We start from the raw sequence: 21,598 nt of genomic DNA on the forward strand, positions 1-21,598 counted from the left end.
AGGTTAAACCATCCATTTACTTATTGTTTACTTGTTAACAAAATATCTACTCGGACACATCCGCGGCAATTTCATTCCAAGCATTGCCCGGACGGGCTGGAACGTCGGGGGGATCGGCTGTTTACCCAATACTGCCTTCCATCTCCAGCTTGATGAGCCTGTTCATTTCCACCGCATATTCCATGGGCAGTTCTTTCGTGAACGGCTCGATGAAGCCCATCACGATCATCTGGGTCGCTTCTTCCTCGGACAGGCCTCGGCTCATCAAGTAGAAGAGCTGATCCTCGGATACCTTGGAGACAGTCGCTTCGTGTTCCAGCGTGATATTGTCGTTCATGATCTCGTTATAAGGTATCGTATCTGACGTGGACTCATTATCGAGAATAAGCGTGTCGCATTTGATGTTAGACTTGGCGCCGAAAGCTTTTCGTCCAAAAGTAGCCAAACCTCGGTACGTCACTTTACCACCGTGTTTGCTGATCGATTTTGATATGATGGTCGATGTCGTATCCGGAGCCAGATGAATCATTTTGGCCCCGGCATCTTGATGCTGCCCCTTGCCTGCGACCGCAATCGAGAGCATGTTCCCCTTTGATCCGCGTCCTTTTAACACTACGGAAGGGTATTTCATCGTCAGCCGCGAGCCAATATTGCCATCCACCCATTCCATGGTTGCGTTTTCTTCAGCTATCGCCCGCTTTGTCACCATATTATAAATATTGGGCGCCCAATTTTGAATAGTTGTATATCGCGCCCGGGAATTTCGCTTGCAGATAATCTCTACAACGGCACTATGAAGTGAGTTCGTGCTGTAGATCGGTGCCGTGCAGCCCTCTACATAATGGACAAAGCTATCCTCTTCCATAATAATGAGCGTTCTTTCGAATTGTCCCATGTTCTCCGAATTGATGCGGAAGTAAGCTTGCAAAGGAACCTCGCATTTTACCCCTTTTGGAACATAAACAAAGCTTCCTCCGGACCATACCGCGCTGTTCAGTGCGGCAAACTTGTTATCGCTTGGCGGAATAATGGTGCCAAAATGTTGACGCAGCAGTTCGGGATGCTCGCGCAGCGCTGTGTCGGTATCTGTAAATATAACCCCTTGTTCCTCCAGCTCTTGTTGGATACTGTGATAGACGACTTCGGATTCATACTGAGCCGACACCCCGGCAAGAAACTTCTGTTCCGCTTCCGGTATGCCAAGCTTGTCAAAGGTTTGCTTAATCTCGATCGGCACTTCCTCCCAAGTTTTGCCCTGCTTCTCGGAAGGCTTGACATAATATTGAATATCATTGAAATCCAGGGCTCCCAAATCGCCCCCCCATGCAGGCATCGGCATACTTTGGAACACTTCCAGCGCCTTTAGCCGAAAGTCGAGCATCCAGTCGGGTTCTTCCTTCATCTCCGAGATGGTAGTAACGATCTCACGAGTCAGTCCCTTACCGGATTGGAACACTGCTTGATGCGCATCTTTGAAGCCGTATTGATATTCTCCCAGCTCCACCATTTCCTTGGCCATATGTTCTCATCCTCCTTATTCAGCAAATATGCTTGCTTGATCCGATTCCTTGATTTGTCCCAGCTTCTGCTCCACAAGCGCTTGCAGCTGGGTGGCTACACCTTCCAGCGGTACTTCGGCCACGACGGGAGCAAGGAACCCATATACGATTAGCTGCTCCGCCTCCACCCGGCTAATTCCTCTGGACATCAAATAATACAGCTGTTCCGGATTAACTTGTCCGACGCTGGCGGCGTGTCCGGCTTTCACATCGTCTTCATCAATCAACAGGATCGGATTGGCATCGCCGCGCGCCTCGGGATGCAGCATCAATATTTTTTCGGTCTGCTGTCCGTTCGCGCCTGTTGCCCCCTTTTCAATTTTGGTGATTCCGTTTAATATGGCGGTTGACTGCTCTCTCATCACCGCTCTGATTACCATATCGCTTGGCGAATTCTTGCCGATATGAACCGTCCGGGCTGTAATATTCATCGTCTGACGACCGGATCCTACCAGGATGGACTTTAAATCCGAACCGGCCCCTTCGCCTTGGAGCACGGATACTGTATCGCTCATCGTCTTGCCCCAATTCATTTCGCCAATCAACCAGTTGACCTGTCCGTCGTGTTCAACAATGGCGCGTCGATACGTCAGGTCGATCAAGTCTCTTTCCAGTTGGTGCAATGACACGACATGGACCTTTGCCCCTTCGCCGACGAATACTTCCATAACGGCTTGGTTCACCGCCACAATCTTGCTTAAGGAGGACATGGTATTCTCCACCAGTGTTACGGAGCTGCCCTCCTCGGCTACCACCAATACATGCGGCATAAAGAGCGTATCGGATTCATCTACACAAAATAGCGTCTGCAGCGGGGCCTCCACATGAACCCCCTTAGGGATGTAAATAAAGGCTCCGCCGCTCCAGTGTGCGGCATGCTGCGCGGTAAGCAGATTCTCCTCCGTCTTCACGGCTTGCATCAAATAGGGCTTAACCAGTTCCGGATATTGCCGGGCCGCTGTTTCCAAATCGGTTAAAATAACGCCTTGCTCCCCCAGCCCTTCCGTCAAGTGCTTGATCAAAGGGCCTGAATTTTGCTGTACCAGTACATTGTCAGAGTACACCCATTTTCTGATGGATTCCGGTAATTCTTCGAGAAATGTCAATAGCTCTGGCTTGCGGTATACGCCTTGCTGAGGTAAAGGCCAGCGCTGCAAATTCGTCTTCTCCAGCCTGGGCAACTGCAGGGTACTGATGGCATCCAGGCCTCTCTTCCTCAACATCGTCAGCCAATCCGGGTCTGCTTCATAACGAACTTGTTCTGATGCCCGGTTCTCTGCACTGTTCATTGTCATGTTACGGCTCTCTCCTTTCAGATACGCGGTGACTTGGTTTGCATTGGCATTTGAAACGATTCTTCTTCGTCCGGAGCAGCAGATTCCTCTGTAATCCCCAGTTCTTCTTTGATCCACTCATATCCGTCGGCTTCTAACCGCTCCGCCAATTCCGGCCCCCCGGATTTTACGATGGTTCCTTGCATCATTACATGTACGAAGTCCGGCTTGATATAATTAAGCAGTCGCTGATAATGCGTAATAATTAAAAATCCGCGGTCTGGGCTACGCAAAGCGTTGACCCCTTCAGCAACGATGCGCAGCGCATCAATATCCAGACCGGAGTCGATTTCATCCAATATGACCAAAGGCGGTTCGAGCATCAGCATTTGCAAAATTTCATTCCGCTTTTTCTCCCCTCCGGAAAAACCCTCGTTCAGGTAACGATGCATAAATTCCGGGTTCATCTCCAGCGTCTGCATGCTCGCTTCCATCATCCGTACAAATTTAATTAACGAAAGCTCTTGGCCTTTTTCACGCCTTGCATTGATCGCACTGCGCATGAAGTCAGAATTCGTGACCCCGGTGATCTCACTCGGATATTGCATAGCCAGGAATAATCCTGCCCGGGCCCTTTCATCCACTTCCATCTCCAGCAGATCTTCCCCGTTAAGTGTAACAATCCCCTCTGTCACTTCGTACTTGGGGTGCCCCATCAAAGCTGAGGCCAATGTACTCTTCCCCGTTCCATTCGGTCCCATTACAACATGAATTTCTCCGCCATTCACCTCAAGGTTCAGACCTTTCAGGATCTCTTTGCCTTCTACTGCCGCCTTTAAATGTTCGATTCGCAGGTTCACTGTCATTTCATCGCCACTCCTTTTCATTTGCCTCATTCAACCCGTATTCTTACAAAACTGCTGACCAGGTACATATCCGTTTGATCTTATACTCATCATTTTTAGGCTTCCGTTACCATACCTCCCCAGAACACTTTTGTTTTGTTTACTAGTAAACATAATATGTGATAATGATTCTCAATGTCAATGATGATTTGAGAAAAACCTTGGTTGCGGCACTTGCTGAATCCGTTAAATTGTGATATTTTAATTTCCGAGTTAACAATATGGAGTGTGATTCCGAATCAATGGATTATCCTGTCAATATTAAGGCGTTAATTTATGAACAGTTGCTTCACTTCTCTCATTTGCATGAACAGCGAATGGAGCTTGAACTTAAAGAGATTCAAGATATGGTGCAGCTCCGGCAATTGAAAAGCATCCCAGGTAATTTATCGACTATCCATGTGCTGGATTGCATCGGCCATTATGAACCGATTAATCATTCCGCGATTGCAGAGAAATTAAAATTGTCCAAGGCAAGCATTACCAAGATCAGTAAGAAGCTGCTTGAGCTTGACCTCATTCGCCGGACCCAGCTGAACGACAATCGTAAAGAGGTGTATTTTCGTCTAACGCCCCATGGGAAGCAGATGTACGATTTGCATCGGGATTTGCATGAAGAGGAGGAACAGCGCTTTATACAATTTTTGGGAGATTACTCCGAAAGCGAGCTGCAGACGATTTTCAAGTTTTTTCAAGGTATGTCCCGGTATGTAGACAAGAGATAAAAAAATTTTTTGGTATTATTGTTTACTAGTAAACAAATTTAGCAAGGAGGAATTATATTGGATTATCCCCAAGCGATCAAAGAACGCAGAACCATCCGGAGATTTAACACAACACCGGTAGCGCCAGAACTGGTCGTATCCTTGATGAATGATGCGGCCAGTCTATACGAAGCTGAAGGCGCGCCGCGCTGGCGCTGCCTTATCGCGAATACACCTGAGGCGTGCCATAGGTTGGTGGACAGCATGATGGCCAAGATGAAGGAAAGCCGCTTCGGTAAGCTCATCCCCGCTAAAATGATCGATTTCTTCGTCAAACGAATAACGGATATTCCCGCTCACCTGATCTTCATTGCCGAGTCTGCCTCCGATCGGCGGAAGAGCGACGAAAATTACGCTGCAGTCTGTAGTGTAATGCAAAATTTTCAGCTGCTTGCCTGGCATCGCGGGTTGGGCGCGCTATGGGATACGGACCCTATGTTTCATAGCGAGGCGTTTCTTGCAGAAATCGGATTGCAGACCGGTGAAAGATTTGCCGGGATTTTGCATATAGGGTATTTCGATAAAGCACCGAGAGCCCGAAGAAGAACGCCGGCGGAGCAGAAATGGACTGCAATCGGCGGTGGGAAAGCGGATGAGCTTCAGCCGGGTCACGTGCGCATTGCGGTGCCGAGCATTCTTGAAGTGCTGAATGATGCCGTCTGGGCACCAAACGATGGACTAAGGGAGCCATGGCGCTTTATCCATGTGACGGGCAGCCTCGCTGCCACAAAACTCTCGGATTCATCCGGAAATGCATCATCAGCTTTTCTCCTTATTGTAGCCAAGCAAGAAGTTGATCCCCACAAGCAGGAGGAGGATTACGCGGCGGTCTGCTGTTTGATCCAGAACGTCCAACTGTTGGCTAAATCCAGATCATGGTACTCGCGCCGATCAATACCGAATTGGATTTATGACCCGAATCAGTGTGAGCCGTTTGGCATTCAGCCGGGCGAGCGGATCGTGGCGGTTCTGGAATTCAGAGAAGACGATCGACCGTCGGGCTCGCACTCCTCCCCTTCCCCATTCCTTAACATCACGCAGCTATGAGGGGATATTAAATATCTCGTATGAAACGGAATTAGCACCCTGACCCAAAGAAAAAACAGTCTCCCCTAGCGGAAGGGGGACTGTTTGTCGTCATCCTACTAACCCTGCATTCTTTAATAGCTTCTCTATCCCAAATTGATCTCCCGGATCTTTTCCGGTGCCACTTTCGGTTTTCGGTCTTCGGTAAGCAGGCCGTTGACCTCATGCTGCACATCTGTAATCTGCGTATAACAGTAGCCGGAAATAAACGGAATTGCTTTGATCGCTCTTGTTATGCTGCCGAATCGCTCCAGGAAAGCTTCCTCACTATCAACCTGATTACCGTAACCCCAGCCATGCTCGCTCTTGAAAGCAATCCCTCCAAACTCGCTGATCATAATCGGTTGGCCTTTATAACTGTAGCCTTGGGCGAACGCAAATTTCCACTCGTTGTACGTACCGATGCTGCCCGTAATCGAGTCTTTATCCTTGTAGGTTTCATACAAATCTTCGCCTCGCTCCACGTAATCATGAAGCGTCAAAATATCAGAAATAGTGTGCTCCCATCCATCATTGGTGATGACTGGACGATAAGGATCGATCGATTTGGTCAAATAATAAATGCCCTCCGTAAATTTTTGCTGCCGGTCGTCATGGATAATATTTTGAATGCCCCAGGATTCATTAAAGGGTACCCAGGTAATAATGCAGGGATGATTATACTGCTGCTGTACAACCTCAATCCATTCCTTGGTAAAACGCTCCACAGCTTCGTCGTTATATTCAAAAGCAGCCGCCATTTCGGACCAGACCAACATGCCTTTGACATCACACCAGTACAGGAACCTGGCGTCTTCAATTTTCATATGCTTGCGCAAACCGTTGTAGCCCATCTGGGCAATCGCCTCGATATCTTCTATCAGCGCTTCTTCCGACGGCGGTGTCAGATGACTTTCGGTCCAGTAGCCCTGATCCAGGATCAATCTTTGGTAAAGGGGAATATTGTTCAGCAGGATTTGGCCATCCCTGATCGAGATTTTGCGCATGCCAAAATAGGAGCCCACCCGATCGATCTCTTGTTCTCCTTCATACAGCACAAACTCCACATCAAATAGATTGGGATGGTCCGGGGACCACAGGTTTTGCAGCCATGGTCCGTTGATGCCGCTCATCATGCCGGTTTCCAACATAAGCCAGGCTCTGTCCACCGAAAGGCTCAGCTTTCTTACTGTCTCCCCTTTAAATGTAATTTCGGCCTCCAGCCGCAGATTATTTTTCTTCTTTGTACCGTTAAAGCGAAAGTCAAACCGCATCTTTTGGGCGTCGATGTCCGGCGTCGTTTTCACCATATCCAGGCGGGTTTCATGGACATGCTCAAGCCAGACGCTTTTCCAAATGCCTGTTGTCTGCACATAAAACGAATCATGATTCCGCCCGGCCCAGCGCTGCTTGCCTCGAGGCTGCAAACAGCTATCGCTGTCTTCCACTTTCAGCACCATTTCATTTTCAGCGTCTTGAACCAGCAGGTCGGTAATATCAAAGGAGAACCGAGCATATGCCCCTTCATGCTCTCCCGCATAACTACCGTTCACCCAACAGGTGGCTTTATAATCGACGCCTTCGAAATGCAGGATTGTTCGTTTCCCTTCCGCCTCAGGGGACAGTATCAGTTTTCTGCGATACCAGACCTGCGCATGGAACTTCTCCTCACCGATCCCGCTCGCCCGGGTTTCATAGGTAAATGGAACGTTTATTTGGAGTGCAGCCGGAAAATGGTCCATCCAACGTTCAGCAACCCCAACTTCGTCATCATCGAAACTGAAATCCCACTCCCCGTTCAGATCCACCCACTTATTTCGTACAAATTGGGGTCTTGGATAGTTTTTTATATAAAATTTCGTAGCTGCTGTGGACATTTTAGGCACCTATCCTCTCTCTAATCACTGAAGTATACTCTGTATTTCTTATCACAGATTACTATCTTGTATAGAGAAAGGAAATGACTTATCCTATCTAATAACTGATCTATTATCCTTTTGAGGAGTGGACTTGATTGATACATTTGAAGCGATGCGGTTATCATGTGATTCATCCGGAAGGCTTTACGGTCGATCGCCCGGAAGGCTCCGGGGATTACGTATTTTTACTCTTTCGCAGCAAAATGGAGCTTAGGGTGCAATCGCAGAATGTGTTTGTTGAACCCAATAGCTTTATTATTTTTAACAAAAACAGCCCGTATTTCTACCGGGATACCGAACAACCTCTGATTCATGACTGGTTCCATTTTGAAATGGAGGCCGCAGACGATTTTTTTGATCGGTTGAGTCTGCCTCTAGATACCTTAATCAAAGCCTATGACCCCTTTTATATTTCCAGAAAAGTGAATGAGATTCATTGGGAGAATTTGCAGAATGGAACCTTCCGACATGAGATCATCGATTATACCATTCGTTGTCTGTTCATGAAGCTTAGCGATATACGAAATCATCTGGAGCCACATCATCAGATCAGCAAATACTATGATCAGTTCCTGAATCTGAGAAATGAAGTTTTCAGTTCCCCATCTACCTGGTACACTGTCGAGTTCTTGGCGGATAAGATGAAGATGAGTCGATCTTATTTTCAGCATATCTACAAACAAATTTTTGGCGTGTCGGTAATTAACGATATTATCCTTAACAGACTAGGGTATGCCTCCTATTTACTGAAGAACACATCGTATACGATCAGCCATATTTCTGGAATTTGTGGTTATGAGAACGATGTGCATTTTATGCGGCAATTCAAAAAGTTCATAGGACTAACGCCAAGTGAATACAGAGAAAGGCCTGATGTTGCCGAGCTGCCGTAAACTGCAAGCACTGGGTTTTGTTAAAAATAGGAAGTGATCTTTCCCGTCTACATCGAAATTCCAAAGTTTCTTCTTGGGGATGCAAATTGCTATTGAAGTTATGGAAAAAAGGTATTAATTAAAACAGGAGCTAAGCCCATAGATTGGGCTTAGCTCCTGTTCCTTATTGTATAGGCCTAAGGTCAGGATCTGATTCAGGTCCTCCTGGCTTTGGATGGTGTTCAAGCTCTTCTCCTGGATGTTAAGCAGCCTCTCGACTTCCTCGATGAACCACTGCTGTCCTTCACTTTGCTGAATAAGGCTTTCGCATATGCGCTCGCTGTAGGCTTAAGCTGAAAACCGGCGGCTTGTGCGGAAGTCGCAAATCCGCCTAGACTTTCTAGCATCAGAGAGAATACTTTACCACAAATTGGATTGGAAATAGTTTGTTTCGCTCCAAATAAACTCTTTTTTTATCTGAATATGTAGAAAATGAGATTTAAGTAAACAAGTGTGGAGGTGATTGAGGATGATATCGCTGAATCTCTCATTTAAAGAGAAGATGAAGGGTTGAGTTTCATGCGTTGGGGAGATGAACAAAAAAAGACTCACCATCTCAGCCCCGTACTACGTACGCGCGGAGCCTATGGTGAGTAAAGTGAACAGCTTTATTATTTTTTGATAGTAAACTGTAGCGCTCGTCATTTCATTGGGGTTGTAATTTTGCAGCTTCTCTTTCTGCTACCACTTTGTTTAACTTCTCCGACATGAATAACATTAGAATTGCCAAAATAATCAAAAATAAAGGATACAAGCCTATGCTAACATGGGCTGCAATGAAGCCAAAAAGCGGAGGCATAAAGGTTGTGCCGACATAAGCGCTTGCCATTTGGATACCGATAATAGCCTGTGAATTTTCTTTGCCAAAATTGAACGGTGTAGAGTGAATAATCGCAGGATAAGTAGGCGCACACCCCAGTCCAACGATAATTAGCCCAATTAACGCCAGTACATCCGTTGTTACGGGTAAGGCAATGAAAATGATGCCTGCCATTGATGTGAAGATTCCGATGCGAATCAATAACTTATCGCCCAATCGATCAGCGATGAATCCAGAAAGGAAGCGACCGAATGTAATTCCAAGGAAAAACAGGGATGCAAAACGAGCGGCTACATTAATATCTACTCCCCGATGTTGTACCAGATAGCTGCTTGCCCAAAGCATGGTTGTTTGTTCCAGTGCACAATATGAGAAGAAGGCAACTAGAATAAGAGGAACCCCGTTTATTCGAACAGCTTGCTGCAAACTTAGCGGCTTAGATGAAATCTCTTCCTTAGAGTTCTCTGCATTTCTATTCTTCCACAACGGCAAACTGATAAAGAGGATCACAGTCAATATAATCTGAATGATGCCGATCGTGCGATAACCATTATTCCACCCATAACCGCCCGTCAGATAATAGCTCATAATATAGGGACTGACAGCCGCGCCAACACCCCAGAAGCAGTGCAGCCAGCTCATATGGCGGGAAGCATAGTGCAGAGCAACATAGTTATTAAGTGCGGCGTCAACCGCCCCTGCGCCAAGACCATAAGGGATCGCCCATAAACATAACCAGACAAACGAATGTGATATGGAGAAGCCGAAAAGAGCCGCCGCTGTCAACAAAACACTGATTGCCGTTACGAGTCCGGTTCCAAGCCTCCTGGTGAGTTTATCGGAAAGCAAGCTGGAAATAATGGTTCCGCAGGCAATAATCATAGTAATCAATCCGGCATAAGAAACAGGAACACCGAATTCTGATTGCATTACAGGCCAGGCAGATCCAATTAGGGAATCCGGCAATCCCAAACTAATAAATGCCAAATAAATGATAATAAGTAAAATCGAAACCATCCATTCCTCTCCATTTCTATTCCTTTTCTGTTCTTTAATCGCAGATCACGATATTTATAATTATAGTTTCAATTATTCAAATTAACATAACAAAAATATCCGATTTTATAACTATAGTATTATTTTCACCGAGGTTTAAATCTGGCGCAAAATAAAAAACCGCGATTTTACGCGGTTTTATGCATATATGTTCCTGTTCCCCTACTGTTATTCGATTGCATCAGGCGATTCAAGCTCAAGCTGCACTTCTACGTTGCCAAGCAGATACCAACCGTCCGGTTGTCGGCCGGTATTGGCCAGTTGAACGGCGGGCCGATGGGTATGCCCATGCAAAATAGCAAGCTCAAGCTGATAACTGCCCAGTGGCATATCTGCCGGAATCCATACGTTACTGTCGAAAAGGCTGTCCCCGGGGAGCCACTCGCAGATATTGGCATCCGTGATAAAAACTTGTGTCGCTCGCTCGCCTTTAAGTCTCAGAGCTAAAGGAAATTTCTTATAGCAAGGAGCGACGCCCAGATTCTCCCACCAGGAAGCAAACGCCAGCTTGCCGCCCGGTTTTACCGTCTCAGGGAATGAGAACTTGCGTAAGGCCAGACGATAGCCCATTTTTTTGAGCCAACGATCCACGTTGGGCTCCCATTCCTTGGGGATCGGTGAAGACTTTGCGTTAAAGGATGAGATATGCCATTTCAACGATTGATCAATAATGTAATCGATATCCCACCCCATATCCTTCCAGTGCTGAACCACCCAGCATACCTCCAGCGAAACGGGAGCCTTCTTCCACGCGTCCTGCATGCCTGAGCGTATAAGCTGCTGCGGATAATAATCGTTCATATGCGACCAGTCATCCGAGAAATCCCACGCTTTGCCGCACACATCCCCCAGACAATCGACACGCCAGCCTACATTAGCTTTAGACAAGCCGTAGCCGTTCGTCTTCTTATCGGTCAGCAGCATCACAAGCGGTGTTTCTTTGAAGGAATCCGTGTAGGCATCGACCAGCGCCTCTCTTGTTGTACGGGTCAGCAGATTTGAACCGATGCCTTCCCCCCAGGAGCCTACAATGGAGAGATCCACACTTTCCATATCCGGGTGGCCATCGTATCTTCTGCCCAAGGCGCGGATAAAGTCTCCGAAATACTCGGCATAAGTCGGATCTTCCGCATCAACCATCCAACCTGGCCCATCAAACTTCTCGGGCGGTTTCCCTAGTAATTCCCGATACCAAGCGGGAACGTCTTCTTCTTCGTTAGCACCATAAGGGGCTATTCGAAGCATTAGCGTTTGTTTGCGCTGCCGGGCTGTCGCGAGGGCCTTGTCTATGAGCTCCCAATTGTAGCTGCCCTTTTCCTGCTCTATGTATTTCCAGTAAATCCTGAAATAAGCGATTGAAGTCATTGGATGATTTTCATTCTCCAGGTTTCCATCGAAGTCTTGATATACAATGGGGGATCCCTCTGTCCAACGTTTTCCTTCGTTCAATTTGTCTCCATTAAAGCGTTGAAAAGTCGTAAATCCGATTCCGGGGTTCATCAGAACATCGTCGATTAATTTCGGTCTTGTAACCATGACTTTGCAAGTACTCATTCCTTCCACTCCTTCCGGGTTCGTTACTTTAATCATAAATGAACCGAACAGCAGCTCAATATCAATTTATTGATTTTACTTTTGTTCTTTTTACTATTTTTGATAGGACGTATTATGGAATATTCCGGTGTAGATTTGTTCCTATAAAAATGGTAGATTAGGGATTAACAGAGCAAATGTTCGTATTTTATTTTGTGGAGGGTGTTGGAATGGACAAGAATTCGGTTTATAGACCAAACATTATAGGCGCTGGCGAAGTTGGCAGTGCTATCCCGGTTGAGATGGACAGGGAATCTATTCACCAAACAAACAGCCTTTTCTGGGATACAAAAGGAAATGACATCTTAGGGGCAACCTCGCTTCCTTACTATGGAGCCTTTGTCTCAGAAGAAAAATGCCAGCTATTTGGTGATGTCTCGGGAAAAAAGATGCTGGAGATCGGCTGTGGAACTGGTCATTCCTTGCAATATCAAGGGGAACGCAATGCATCTGAACTATGGGCTTTGGATATATCTGAACAACAAATCGAGAAGGCAAAGCAGCATTTGACGGACTGCGGCCTTTCAGCTCAATTTATCTGTTCTCCCATGGAAGAGGAATGCGGCATACCGGTGGATTATTTTGACTTTGTTTATTCGGTTTATGCCATAGGCTGGACCACCGATCTGGAAGGTACCTTTGGCCGCATCGCTTCTTATTTAAAACAAGATGGCGTATTTATTTTCAGTTGGTCCCACCCTATTCACAAATGTGTTGCTGCAGAAAATGATAGTCTTGCTTTTAAAAAATGCTATTTTGATGAATCCTGGTATTCGGTATCTCTTGAGGAGGGTACCCTAACCTTGTCGGACCGTAAACTATCAACCTATGTGAATGCACTCTCAAAGGCCGGGTTTGTTATTGAGCAAATGATCGAGCAATCGGATGAAGATATCATACAATCGCGAGGAGACAACAACGATTTTGCCCAAAAAGCCAAGATGCTTCCCGTAACCTTTGTCATCAAGGCAAGGAAGCTATAATCCGACTGAACGTAATAAACCAGGGATCTAAGCAAGGGAAGTTCGCCCGGATCCCTGGTTTTTTATGGTTGAATACTACCGCCTCTTCACCTTAAAGCCTTCCTACTCCAGCAATGGAACGACCCCTTAATTAGCTCTGGATAAAAGTTCAGAGCTGCTAGCTGGGGGCGGAACATTTATGGTGTTTGCTTCCAGGCTTCCTGATTTAATTCTCCATTTATTGCAGCCGCGGCGGCAGCTCCTGATGCGGCTGCCGCAATGGATTGATGCATTCGTGAAGACATGTCACCCGCTGCGTAAACACCAGGGACACTGGATTTTCCAAATTCGTCGACGGCGATCACTCCCGTCTCTGATAGGCGGCAGCCAAGGGACTGCGGCAAGTCCGTTCCCGGAACCAGTTCCGACTTGAAGAAGATCCCCGTACACGGAATTTCTGTCCCATCCTCAAGCAGAACATGGCTCACCATGCCCTCATAGGATAAAATGGCACGAATCGGCGTATCGAATAGCGGAATATGATGATCCCGCAAGTCATTGCGTTCAGCCTCACTCAATTCATCGGGGCCATTTGTGCAAACGGTAAACCGCTTCGTCCACCCCGACAGCAATGGAGCGAGATGCATGAGCGCATTTCCTCTGCTGATGACAACCAGCGGCTCCTCCCTTAATTCCCAACCGTCGCAATACGGACAAACAAATGCACTCTTTCCGTAGACCTCGGCCAATCCCGGAATTCCAAGCTTGCGATCCTTCATGCCTGCGGCAAACAGCAGCTTTTTGCTGGCGATCTTCATCCCGGCGGCCGTCTTCAGCAAGAAGCTTCCGTCCTCCCGCGTGATCGATACCACGGTATCTTCCACTTGGGAAACCGACGGATAAGCACGCAGTTGCTCCTTTGCGATACGTCGGAACTCGCTCGGGCTGATCCCGTCTCGCGTTAAAAACCCATGGGCCTCCCGGGTCACGGCATTGCGCGGACGTCCCTCATCAATCACAATTGTCTGCTTCCTGGCGCGTCCCAGCATAAGTCCGGCGCTTAAACCGGCGGGACCTCCCCCGATAATCGCTACATCCACTTTGTTCATAAATGCTTCGTCCTCCTCGTTAAGTGTTTTTCGATATTTAAGGCAACTGCAGGCTAGAACGCTCCTCCCTGTCGTACATATGCTGATTTTGCAGACGAACAAGCACTTTGCCGAACCGACCGCCTTGCTGAATTTCCACCTGATCACCGGGATAACGCTTATCCAGATGACGGGAGATCACATCACGGACCCTCTCGTCGACCGTGATCCCGTGCATTTTCAACCGATTGATCGTATCATTGAATGCGGTCTTTCTGGAGACTGTTATTGTTTTCATTTCCTGGGTTACTAATGATTGATAAGAGTATCCCTTTAATAGCAGTAGCTGGGTCAGGTACATCATCTCCAAATGTTCGGCCTCTCGGGGCCGAGCGGTGACAAGCGGCCATATCTCGTCAACCAGGCTGTGCTTGTGGGAACCTACCGACAAGCTCATATAACAGAACGCCCTCGCGCAGCTAAGCACCTTCTCTACACTGGCCCAATCGACCAGAACCGGGCACATGGAGACAAAGACAAGATCAAAGGCTCGCTTCCATCCCCTTACCTCAAGATCGATATGTTCGAAGGGTTCGTGGACCACTTTGACGGCTCCCTTCCCCAAGCCCGAACTATTCTGCTGAAGGAGCTCAACCAATGGCCGGGAGGTTTCCACCGCCGTTACAGCTGCTCCCCGCTCCGCGAAAGGTACGGAAAATCCCCCCGATGCCGCACCTATATCCAGAATAGAAGCTCCGGAAAATTCAACGCCCTGGTCCTCCAGCCAGTTCATAATCCGTCTGGCCCTTCGCCTTCCTTCTTCGCTAAACACCTCTTTATTGAATGACTTGGCGGATGAATCAAAAGAATGCGCTGGATCGATGCCAGCCCTCTTCATTTTGTTGACTCCCGTATTTGAATCCTCTTTCCAAGCCTGTTCCCATACCGACGAATCAAACAGTTCATTTGTCATTGTACTCATCCCCTGCTTTTTTCATAATAAATTTAAATGAATATTACAGACATTAAAGATAGTGGTTGTCTGTAATTAGCCTAAAAAACATCCTGCTCCAAAATCGAAACCGCCCTTGAACAAGGATACAGCCTTTAAGGGTTGAACCCAACTTATCGAAAGTGTTTGCATGAAACCACTATGGTTTAGCGAGGTTCATTTTGGGCGGGATATACCCGAGTTGCCTGCCGATTTTTACAATTTGTCCTCTATGATGAAATTCATGGGTGATCGTGTGCGTAAAAAGCCATAATTCGGTTAGCTCCATGCTATCACTTTGCCACGATGCTTGAAGGGCAGAATCCCATCTGTTCTTAAATTCATTTAGAAATTCATAAACCAGTTCATCCGTTTTCTTAAAAACTTCACGCATTTCCTGTATATTGTGAATGGACTCCGGTGTTATTTTGGGTAGTGATTTACCAAGGGCGCGAGTCCCCAACCATACCTGATAACACTCGGCTACGTGAGCATGTAAACGGTGAATAGATACTCCACCCAAGGTTTCAAGTTTTTTAACATAATCTGTAGGGGACATAATTTCGCAATAACGAAACAATGATTCCCTTGTGTTTTGGATCAAATCATACTGGCTTTCGAATACATTCATGTTTCCGCTCTCCTTTTGGCAATCAGTTGAATAGCGCTATCGCTTATAACCAATCCGCCTACATATCCGCCAGCCGTGCTTTCAAGCGCCTCACCCCCATTATCGATTTAATCATGCCGATGATTAATCACAGACTTTAAAGACATTTAGTGTCTTTAATTGAGCTAAAAAAGGGAATCATACGACGATATTCAGATCACGCACAAGATCAGACATTTTCTGATTTCTCAAGTGTTCTTCCATCTTCTCTTCTGCCGATAACACGACCTTTTGAATCGGGCATCCCGGTCCATGATCGAAACTGCAATCGAACAAGGAGGCCGAGCCTTCAATCGCATGAATAATATCGAGGAACGAAATATTTTCCCAATCACGCTTGAGGCGGTACCCGCCATTCACGCCCGTTATCGATTCAATCATGCCCGCCTTCACCAACTTGGTCAGTATTTTGGACAGATAGGTTGGAGACACCTTTTGCCGCTCCGCTAGCTGCTGTACACCGATTGGTTTCTGAGGAGTTGCCACAGTAAGAAAGAGCATCGTATGGAGGGCATAATCAGTAGCCTTGGAGAACTTCATTCATGATCACCTCAAACACAGACTTAATAAGTCCATAATATCTATTATGTCTCACATCGTCAAGGATGCCTGCCATAAATAACGGCAGCCGATCGCAGGGTCGATTGCCGTTGCATGATTTTCAGCCCAAGTGCCGCTTCCTTCTTCAAGGCTTGTATATGCTCATACGTCTTGGTAGATAAGATTAGGCACAACATAGATATAGATAAGCTCTGCGATCAGTTCAATAATGGTTTGAGTTACGACCACTGACGCAGCTATGGTGGCCATCTCCCCCGGTAAGGTAAGGGCCAGCGGAAGCACAACAAGCGAATTGCGTGTTCCCCCGCTAAAAATAAGTGCTCTGCCGTCTGACGGCCCTATTCTAAAAATAGTTGCGATAGCTCGTGAAATGAATGGCGAGGCGATATGGAATAATACGTAGATCGGTATCACAGCTACAATGATATTGAATTCCTTTACCACCCTGCCGATTTGCGAGCCGATCACCACGAAAAGCACAAGTGCCATAAGCGGAACGGGCAGCCATGCTGTAAAATCCAGAGCTTTAACACCGCCAGCGTTTCTTCTCGCCAAAAATTGAATGACCAATGCCAAAAATAAAGGAACAATAATTAAATAAGTAAAAGCTTCAACGAAGGGGCCAATTCTTACGATTTCGGATGCCTCGGCACCGATAAATAACCAAAGGTAAAAAGGCAGCATTATCAATTGGACTACAAATAGCACTGGAGTAGACGCCAGAATTAACTTTTCATTCCCTTTGCCCAATTGAGTAAAAACAATGACATAATCTATACATGGAGTTAGAAGCACCAAGAAAACCCCTATCAGAACCGGGCCAGGCTGAGGAAAAAGCTTGGTTAAGGCGAGTACAAGCAAAGGAATTAAGATGAAATTGACAAGCAATAAGGCTCCTATAAAGCGTCTGTTGGAAAGTGCTTCCCTTAATTTCAAAAAAGGAATTTGACAAAACATACTGAATAAGAGGATAGCAATTATGGATGAAACCATGGGTTCCAGAAAGCTGCCAATTTGCGGACTTAACCATCCCAAGGTTCCTCCAACGATTAATGCCACTGCATATACGCTGATTTGTTTCTTTTCTAGACTTTCTCTTGAAAACACCTATATGTTCTCCCCTTTTATTCGGATTCCACGCTGACATTATGCCTGAAAACGATGGCCGGGTAACTGGATATCACACCAGTCTCCTATATCGCATTGGCCAAATTCATTACTTCCCACAGCGGCTACTGTACCGTCCGATTTAAGCCCGATAGTATGAGTGCAGCCCGCCGCTACGGCCACCATCTCACGCCAGCCGCTTACATTGCATTGGTCATGTTTATTCAGGCCTGCAGCCACCACGGTGCCGTCTGATTTAAGACCGATGGTGTGATAACTCCCCGCCGATATCGCCACAATACCGCTCCAACCGCTTACGTCGCATTGGCCATGCTTATTCAAGCCCGCAGCTACCGCCGTGCCATCTGATTTAAGACCGACCGAATGAAGATAACCCGCTGCTACGGCCACGATCTTGGTCCAATCACTTACGTCGCATTGCCCATGCCGATGATTCCCCACAGCCGCCACCGTACCGTCCGATTTAAGGCCTGCTGTATGCCAGTCCCCCGCCGTAACTGCCACCATCTCACACCAATCGCTTACCTGGCTTTGCCCTTCATGATTCCGGCCGGCCGCCACCACCGTGCCATCCGTTCTGATTCCCACGGTACGACGCCAACCTGCTGCTACCGCTGCAATATCTTGCCAGCCGCTTACATCGCATTGGCCGTGCCCATTCCAACCCACGGCGACTACCGTGCCGTTTGATTTCAGCCCAACGGTGTGAGCGTTGCCTGTGTTCGTCGCCATATGAACATTGCCCGCCGCAACCGACACCATATCACGCCAGCCGCTTACATCACATTGACCCCGTTTATTATCACCCACGGCCACCACGGTACCGTCCAATTTAAGACCTACAGTATGACGACGTCCCGCCGCCAGGGGATATTTAGGCCACCGTTCTACCATGAGTGCCATATCTTTCGTTGAAAAGTCATCCATATTCTACCTCCTGACCACTTAAACGCACATCTAAGTATCTACTATTTTCATGCGAGATTCCATATTCACATCAAATTTCTTAATGGATCATCGGAAAAGTTCAACAGATTGTAAGAGTGTGAATCATTTACTTCATCTCATTTGTGGTGTATATACAAATTATGGCATCTATGCAAATTTTGAAAACTATGAAAGCTGAGGTAGATCGTCTAATGAGAAAACAATTGCTCTTGGTTTGTATCGCTTCAATAATCGCTTTAAGCGGATGTGCAGGTCAGCAGTCAGAAAGCAAAGGAAACGTAGATAGTGAATTGGTGAATATCAAACAATTAGTTAGTGATTACAGTGCCGGTAATATAGAAGACCAATCCGCCTCGATTAATTCAACACAGCTCATAGTTACTAAGCAGGATAATAGTCAGTTAACCTATGCACTGCCAAAAGACGAGTTCTTTGTTTCGATTGCACCCTATATTGAGCAAACACATCCCTGCGCCACTCACAGCTTGACGGGTTGCCAAGGTGAATTGATGAATGAAGAGTTTGAAATCTACATCGAAGATCACGAAGGGAACGTTATACGTGATGAAACAATAACGTCAAATTCCCATGGGTTTATTGATTTATGGCTTCCAAGAGATCAAGAATACAGGATCACGATTACCCAAAATGGAAAAACCGTAAAATCCGATTTCTCAACGTTTGAAAGTGACGATACCTGCATTACAACTATGCAATTGGCCTAAAAAATCCGAGCTCTTTGTCCTCCGTTCTTATTTCAATGCCTAAAGATGAGATCAATATTAGATGATCGTACAGCAAGTTCAATACATGGAGAATAGCTTTGCTAATTCGGGCAATAATTCTCATCAAAATAGAAGGAGCAGCTGCCGTTGGCAAATCTGCTCCTTTATGAATGATGACAAGTTCATTTTCCCGATCAGGTCCGTCCGATCGCTTACATCCGTTTTTTATAAGCCCTCATCGCCAAAAGATACGCTACAAGCAGTATTCCAGCACACCACGCTAGAGCGACCCAGATATCATTGCCTACGGGCTGGCCTGAAAGTAACGAACGGATCGCCTCCACAATCGCGGTTACCGGCTGATTTTCAGCAAACGCGCGAACGACGCTTGGCATTGACTCCGTCGGTACAAAGGCTGAACTGATAAACGGCAGAAAGATAATCGGGTAGGAAAAGGCGCTTGCTCCATCCACTGATTTGGCCGATAATCCGGCGATCGCCGCGACCCAAGTCAAAGCCAGTGTAAACAGCATGAGTATGCCCGCTACTGCAAGCCAGGACAGCACCCCTGCCGACGAACGGAAGCCCATAATTAACGCTACGAGAAGAATAACGACAACCGATATGGCATTAGATACCAGTGAGGTCAATACATGACCCCACAGTACGGTGGAACGTGATATTGGCATAGAGTGAAACCGCTCGAATATGCCTCGTTGCACATCGGTAAACAGGCGGAAGGAAGTGTAGGATACCCCGCTGGCAATCGCAATAAGCAGTATACCGGGCAACAGGTAATTTACATAGTTATCCGTTCCGGCCTGAATTGCACCTCCCAGCACATAGACGAACAGCAACATCATTGCGATCGGCATAAAGGTAACTGTGATGATAGTGTCCATACTTCGGCTAATATGACGCATGGAACGCCCGAACATAACACCTATATCATGCAAGAAGTGCTTCTTGATGGCTTCCAATTACTTTTCCCCCTTTTTACCGACGATTGCGAGGAATACTTCCTCCAAAGTCGGTTGTTTGGCAACATATTCTACCTCAGCTGGCGGGAGCAGCTTTTTTAGTTCTTCGAGCGTGCCTTCGGCAATAATTCTTCCTTCATGTAGAATTGCGATTTGATCGGCAAGCTGTTCTGCTTCTTCCAGATACTGTGTAGTCAGGAATACGGTCGTACCGTTGTCAGTAAGCTCCCTCACGATCTTCCAGACCTCGATGCGCGACTCGGGATCAAGCCCAGTAGTGGGTTCATCAAGGAAAATGATCTGAGGATCTCCTACAAGGCTTAGGGCAATATCTAGCCTGCGGCGCATCCCCCCCGAATAAGTAGATGCTTTGCGGTTGGCGGCGTCTGTCAGATCAAAGCGTCTGAGCATGGAATCCGCCACCTGCCGGGGATTGTTAAGGTATCTCAGCCTGGCAATCATGATCAGATTTTCTCGTCCGGTCAATATTTCATCCACGGCGGCGAATTGCCCGGTCAGACTGATTGCCTGCCGCACGTGATCCGGCATGGACTCCACATCGAACCCGTTTACGGCAGCTTTACCGCTGTCAGGTTTGAGCAGCGTGCTGAGAATTTTAACAACCGTTGTCTTCCCTGCCCCATTGGAGCCGAGCAAGGCGAAGATACTGCCCTTTTCCACCTCGAATTCAACGCCCTTCAGGACTTGCAGCTGCTTGTAGGATTTTTGCAGTCCTTTGACTTGGATTGCCAATGCTGGCATATTTCTCCCTCCTTAAATAATCGTGACTTTTGATAAATCGACAACCCATAGGCCTTTGAGCGCAGCGTAGGTCAGCTTATCCATCGCCGCATCGTCAAAACAGACGGTTTTGAAATCAAGGTAAGACTTGTTTGTCATAGAGAAAGGCAAACGGAATGACACGTTCTTGAGCGTCGCTCCTCGAAATGAAGCGTTGATCAGTGAAGATTTATCAAACTTGACACCAATAAAGGTCTGCCCGTCAAAATGACTCCCGCGCAAATCGCAGGATTTGAAATCAACGCCATTAAATACACAATTCTCAAAAGTGGCTTCTCTCAGGTCCGTCTTGGTCAGCCTGACATCGGTCAGTCTTATATGATTGAACTTCGCACCTTTCATGCTTGAGGTGATCACATTGGTGCGTACAAGGACGGATTTGTGGAAGCTGGCATCGGTTAGGTCAGTAACAGAGAAGCTGCAGTCTGTCAGATTTGCGCCGTCAAAATTGGCTTTTTGCGCATTGCTGGTTGCAAACGATGTACCGGTCAAGTCGGCACCGGCAAAGTTGGCCCCCTGTAAATCGCTCACTTTGAATTCGCCCTCGTGCAACGTAACGCCCGCGAAGTCGCTCTCTTGCAAATTGATCGCTCGGAGATTAATCTGCACCTGCCGTTCCAGCGAACGGGAGAGATTGGCAACTTCCAGTACCGTTTCCTCAATGTCACCGATGCTATCTATAGTCATCTCAAAAGCGGTCTCATCGTCCTTCCCCTCAGCTTTAAGTTCATGGAATCGCTCCTGCAAATCGGAGAGTAAGTCGGACTTTAGTTCTTCCACGCTTTTTAATCCGTCGTAGGGCGCAAAAACCCCGTTTAAATAGCTATTCAATTTCTCATTCATCACAGCAAACCTCC

The 21,598-nt window shown here is 46.9% G+C and carries 20 protein-coding genes; 5 read left to right on the plus strand and 15 right to left on the minus strand.

Annotated features, from left to right (window positions below):
- Positions 1-121 precede the first annotated feature (121 nt).
- From sufB to sufC, 3 genes are read right to left on the minus strand one after another with little or no spacing between them, the layout of a single operon-like run.
- Entirely contained in the window at positions 122-1,519 is a 1,398-nt protein-coding gene (gene sufB / locus DMN77_RS11070) for a Fe-S cluster assembly protein SufB (RefSeq protein ID WP_179014922.1), read from the minus strand.
- A gap of 15 nt (positions 1,520-1,534) precedes the next feature.
- Positions 1,535-2,854, minus strand: a complete 1,320-nt coding sequence (sufD, locus tag DMN77_RS11075; protein ID WP_068781201.1) for a Fe-S cluster assembly protein SufD — start codon at positions 2,852-2,854, stop codon at positions 1,535-1,537.
- A gap of 17 nt (positions 2,855-2,871) precedes the next feature.
- Positions 2,872-3,699 (minus strand): Fe-S cluster assembly ATPase SufC, encoded by an 828-nt coding sequence (gene sufC, locus DMN77_RS11080; RefSeq protein ID WP_068781200.1) that lies wholly within the window; start codon positions 3,697-3,699, stop codon positions 2,872-2,874.
- A gap of 281 nt (positions 3,700-3,980) precedes the next feature.
- Here sufC and DMN77_RS11085 point away from each other — a divergent pair, with 281 nt between their 5' ends.
- Both DMN77_RS11085 and DMN77_RS11090 read left to right on the plus strand, forming a co-directional pair.
- On the plus strand, positions 3,981-4,463 hold the full coding sequence (locus tag DMN77_RS11085) for a MarR family transcriptional regulator (protein ID WP_068781199.1): 483 nt from the start codon (positions 3,981-3,983) through the stop codon (positions 4,461-4,463).
- A 57-nt stretch (positions 4,464-4,520) separates the two neighbouring features.
- Positions 4,521-5,549 carry a nitroreductase family protein gene (locus tag DMN77_RS11090; RefSeq protein ID WP_179014924.1) on the plus strand — a complete coding sequence of 343 codons (1,029 nt, stop codon included), beginning with the start codon at positions 4,521-4,523 and terminating at the stop codon, positions 5,547-5,549.
- A gap of 125 nt (positions 5,550-5,674) precedes the next feature.
- Here DMN77_RS11090 and DMN77_RS11095 read toward each other — a convergent pair whose 3' ends face one another.
- Positions 5,675-7,444, minus strand: coding sequence for a glycoside hydrolase family 2 protein (locus DMN77_RS11095; protein ID WP_179014926.1), 1,770 nt, complete (start codon positions 7,442-7,444; stop codon positions 5,675-5,677).
- 137 nt (positions 7,445-7,581) lie between these two features.
- Between DMN77_RS11095 and DMN77_RS11100 the strand changes: the two genes are divergently transcribed.
- Positions 7,582-8,379: a helix-turn-helix domain-containing protein gene (locus tag DMN77_RS11100; protein ID WP_218652932.1), complete on the plus strand. Its 798-nt coding sequence runs from the start codon at positions 7,582-7,584 to the stop codon at positions 8,377-8,379.
- A 685-nt stretch (positions 8,380-9,064) separates the two neighbouring features.
- Here the strand turns inward: DMN77_RS11100 and DMN77_RS11105 are convergent.
- Both DMN77_RS11105 and DMN77_RS11110 read right to left on the minus strand, forming a co-directional pair.
- Entirely contained in the window at positions 9,065-10,255 is a 1,191-nt protein-coding gene (locus DMN77_RS11105) for an MFS transporter (RefSeq protein ID WP_179014927.1), read from the minus strand.
- Between the two features lie 207 nt (positions 10,256-10,462).
- Positions 10,463-11,848 (minus strand): DUF4832 domain-containing protein, encoded by a 1,386-nt coding sequence (locus DMN77_RS11110; protein ID WP_179014929.1) that lies wholly within the window; start codon positions 11,846-11,848, stop codon positions 10,463-10,465.
- A 209-nt stretch (positions 11,849-12,057) separates the two neighbouring features.
- On the opposite strand from DMN77_RS11110, the gene DMN77_RS11115 reads away from it, so the two are divergent.
- Positions 12,058-12,870, plus strand: a complete 813-nt coding sequence (locus tag DMN77_RS11115; RefSeq protein ID WP_179014930.1) for a class I SAM-dependent methyltransferase — start codon at positions 12,058-12,060, stop codon at positions 12,868-12,870.
- 176 nt (positions 12,871-13,046) lie between these two features.
- Here DMN77_RS11115 and DMN77_RS11120 read toward each other — a convergent pair whose 3' ends face one another.
- From DMN77_RS11120 to DMN77_RS11145, 6 genes are all read right to left on the minus strand, one after another.
- On the minus strand, positions 13,047-13,958 hold the full coding sequence (locus DMN77_RS11120; protein ID WP_179014932.1) for an NAD(P)/FAD-dependent oxidoreductase: 912 nt from the start codon (positions 13,956-13,958) through the stop codon (positions 13,047-13,049).
- 37 nt (positions 13,959-13,995) lie between these two features.
- Positions 13,996-14,910: a class I SAM-dependent methyltransferase gene (locus DMN77_RS11125; protein WP_179014933.1), complete on the minus strand. Its 915-nt coding sequence runs from the start codon at positions 14,908-14,910 to the stop codon at positions 13,996-13,998.
- Positions 14,911-15,088: 178 nt separating this feature from the next.
- On the minus strand, positions 15,089-15,559 hold the full coding sequence (locus DMN77_RS11130) for a DinB family protein (RefSeq protein ID WP_179014935.1): 471 nt from the start codon (positions 15,557-15,559) through the stop codon (positions 15,089-15,091).
- Positions 15,560-15,736: 177 nt separating this feature from the next.
- Entirely contained in the window at positions 15,737-16,138 is a 402-nt protein-coding gene (locus DMN77_RS11135) for an Rrf2 family transcriptional regulator (protein ID WP_179014936.1), read from the minus strand.
- 162 nt (positions 16,139-16,300) lie between these two features.
- Positions 16,301-17,266 (minus strand): arsenic resistance protein, encoded by a 966-nt coding sequence (locus DMN77_RS11140; protein ID WP_179014938.1) that lies wholly within the window; start codon positions 17,264-17,266, stop codon positions 16,301-16,303.
- 39 nt (positions 17,267-17,305) lie between these two features.
- Positions 17,306-18,214: an RCC1 domain-containing protein gene (locus DMN77_RS11145; RefSeq protein WP_179014939.1), complete on the minus strand. Its 909-nt coding sequence runs from the start codon at positions 18,212-18,214 to the stop codon at positions 17,306-17,308.
- A 212-nt stretch (positions 18,215-18,426) separates the two neighbouring features.
- Here DMN77_RS11145 and DMN77_RS11150 point away from each other — a divergent pair, with 212 nt between their 5' ends.
- Positions 18,427-18,960 carry a CueP family metal-binding protein gene (locus tag DMN77_RS11150; protein WP_179014941.1) on the plus strand — a complete coding sequence of 178 codons (534 nt, stop codon included), beginning with the start codon at positions 18,427-18,429 and terminating at the stop codon, positions 18,958-18,960.
- Between the two features lie 212 nt (positions 18,961-19,172).
- Here DMN77_RS11150 and DMN77_RS11155 read toward each other — a convergent pair whose 3' ends face one another.
- Genes DMN77_RS11155 through DMN77_RS11165 form a run of 3 tightly spaced genes read right to left on the minus strand, consistent with a single transcriptional unit; the run spans position 19,173 to position 21,584 of the window.
- Positions 19,173-19,940, minus strand: coding sequence for an ABC transporter permease (locus tag DMN77_RS11155; RefSeq protein ID WP_068781187.1), 768 nt, complete (start codon positions 19,938-19,940; stop codon positions 19,173-19,175).
- Positions 19,941-20,702: an ABC transporter ATP-binding protein gene (locus DMN77_RS11160; RefSeq protein WP_179014948.1), complete on the minus strand. Its 762-nt coding sequence runs from the start codon at positions 20,700-20,702 to the stop codon at positions 19,941-19,943.
- Positions 20,703-20,714: 12 nt separating this feature from the next.
- On the minus strand, positions 20,715-21,584 hold the full coding sequence (locus tag DMN77_RS11165; protein ID WP_179014950.1) for a pentapeptide repeat-containing protein: 870 nt from the start codon (positions 21,582-21,584) through the stop codon (positions 20,715-20,717).
- Positions 21,585-21,598: the final 14 nt, after the last annotated feature.

Source organism: Paenibacillus sp. 79R4, from assembly GCF_013393165.1.
Classification (GTDB): domain Bacteria; phylum Bacillota; class Bacilli; order Paenibacillales; family Paenibacillaceae; genus Fontibacillus.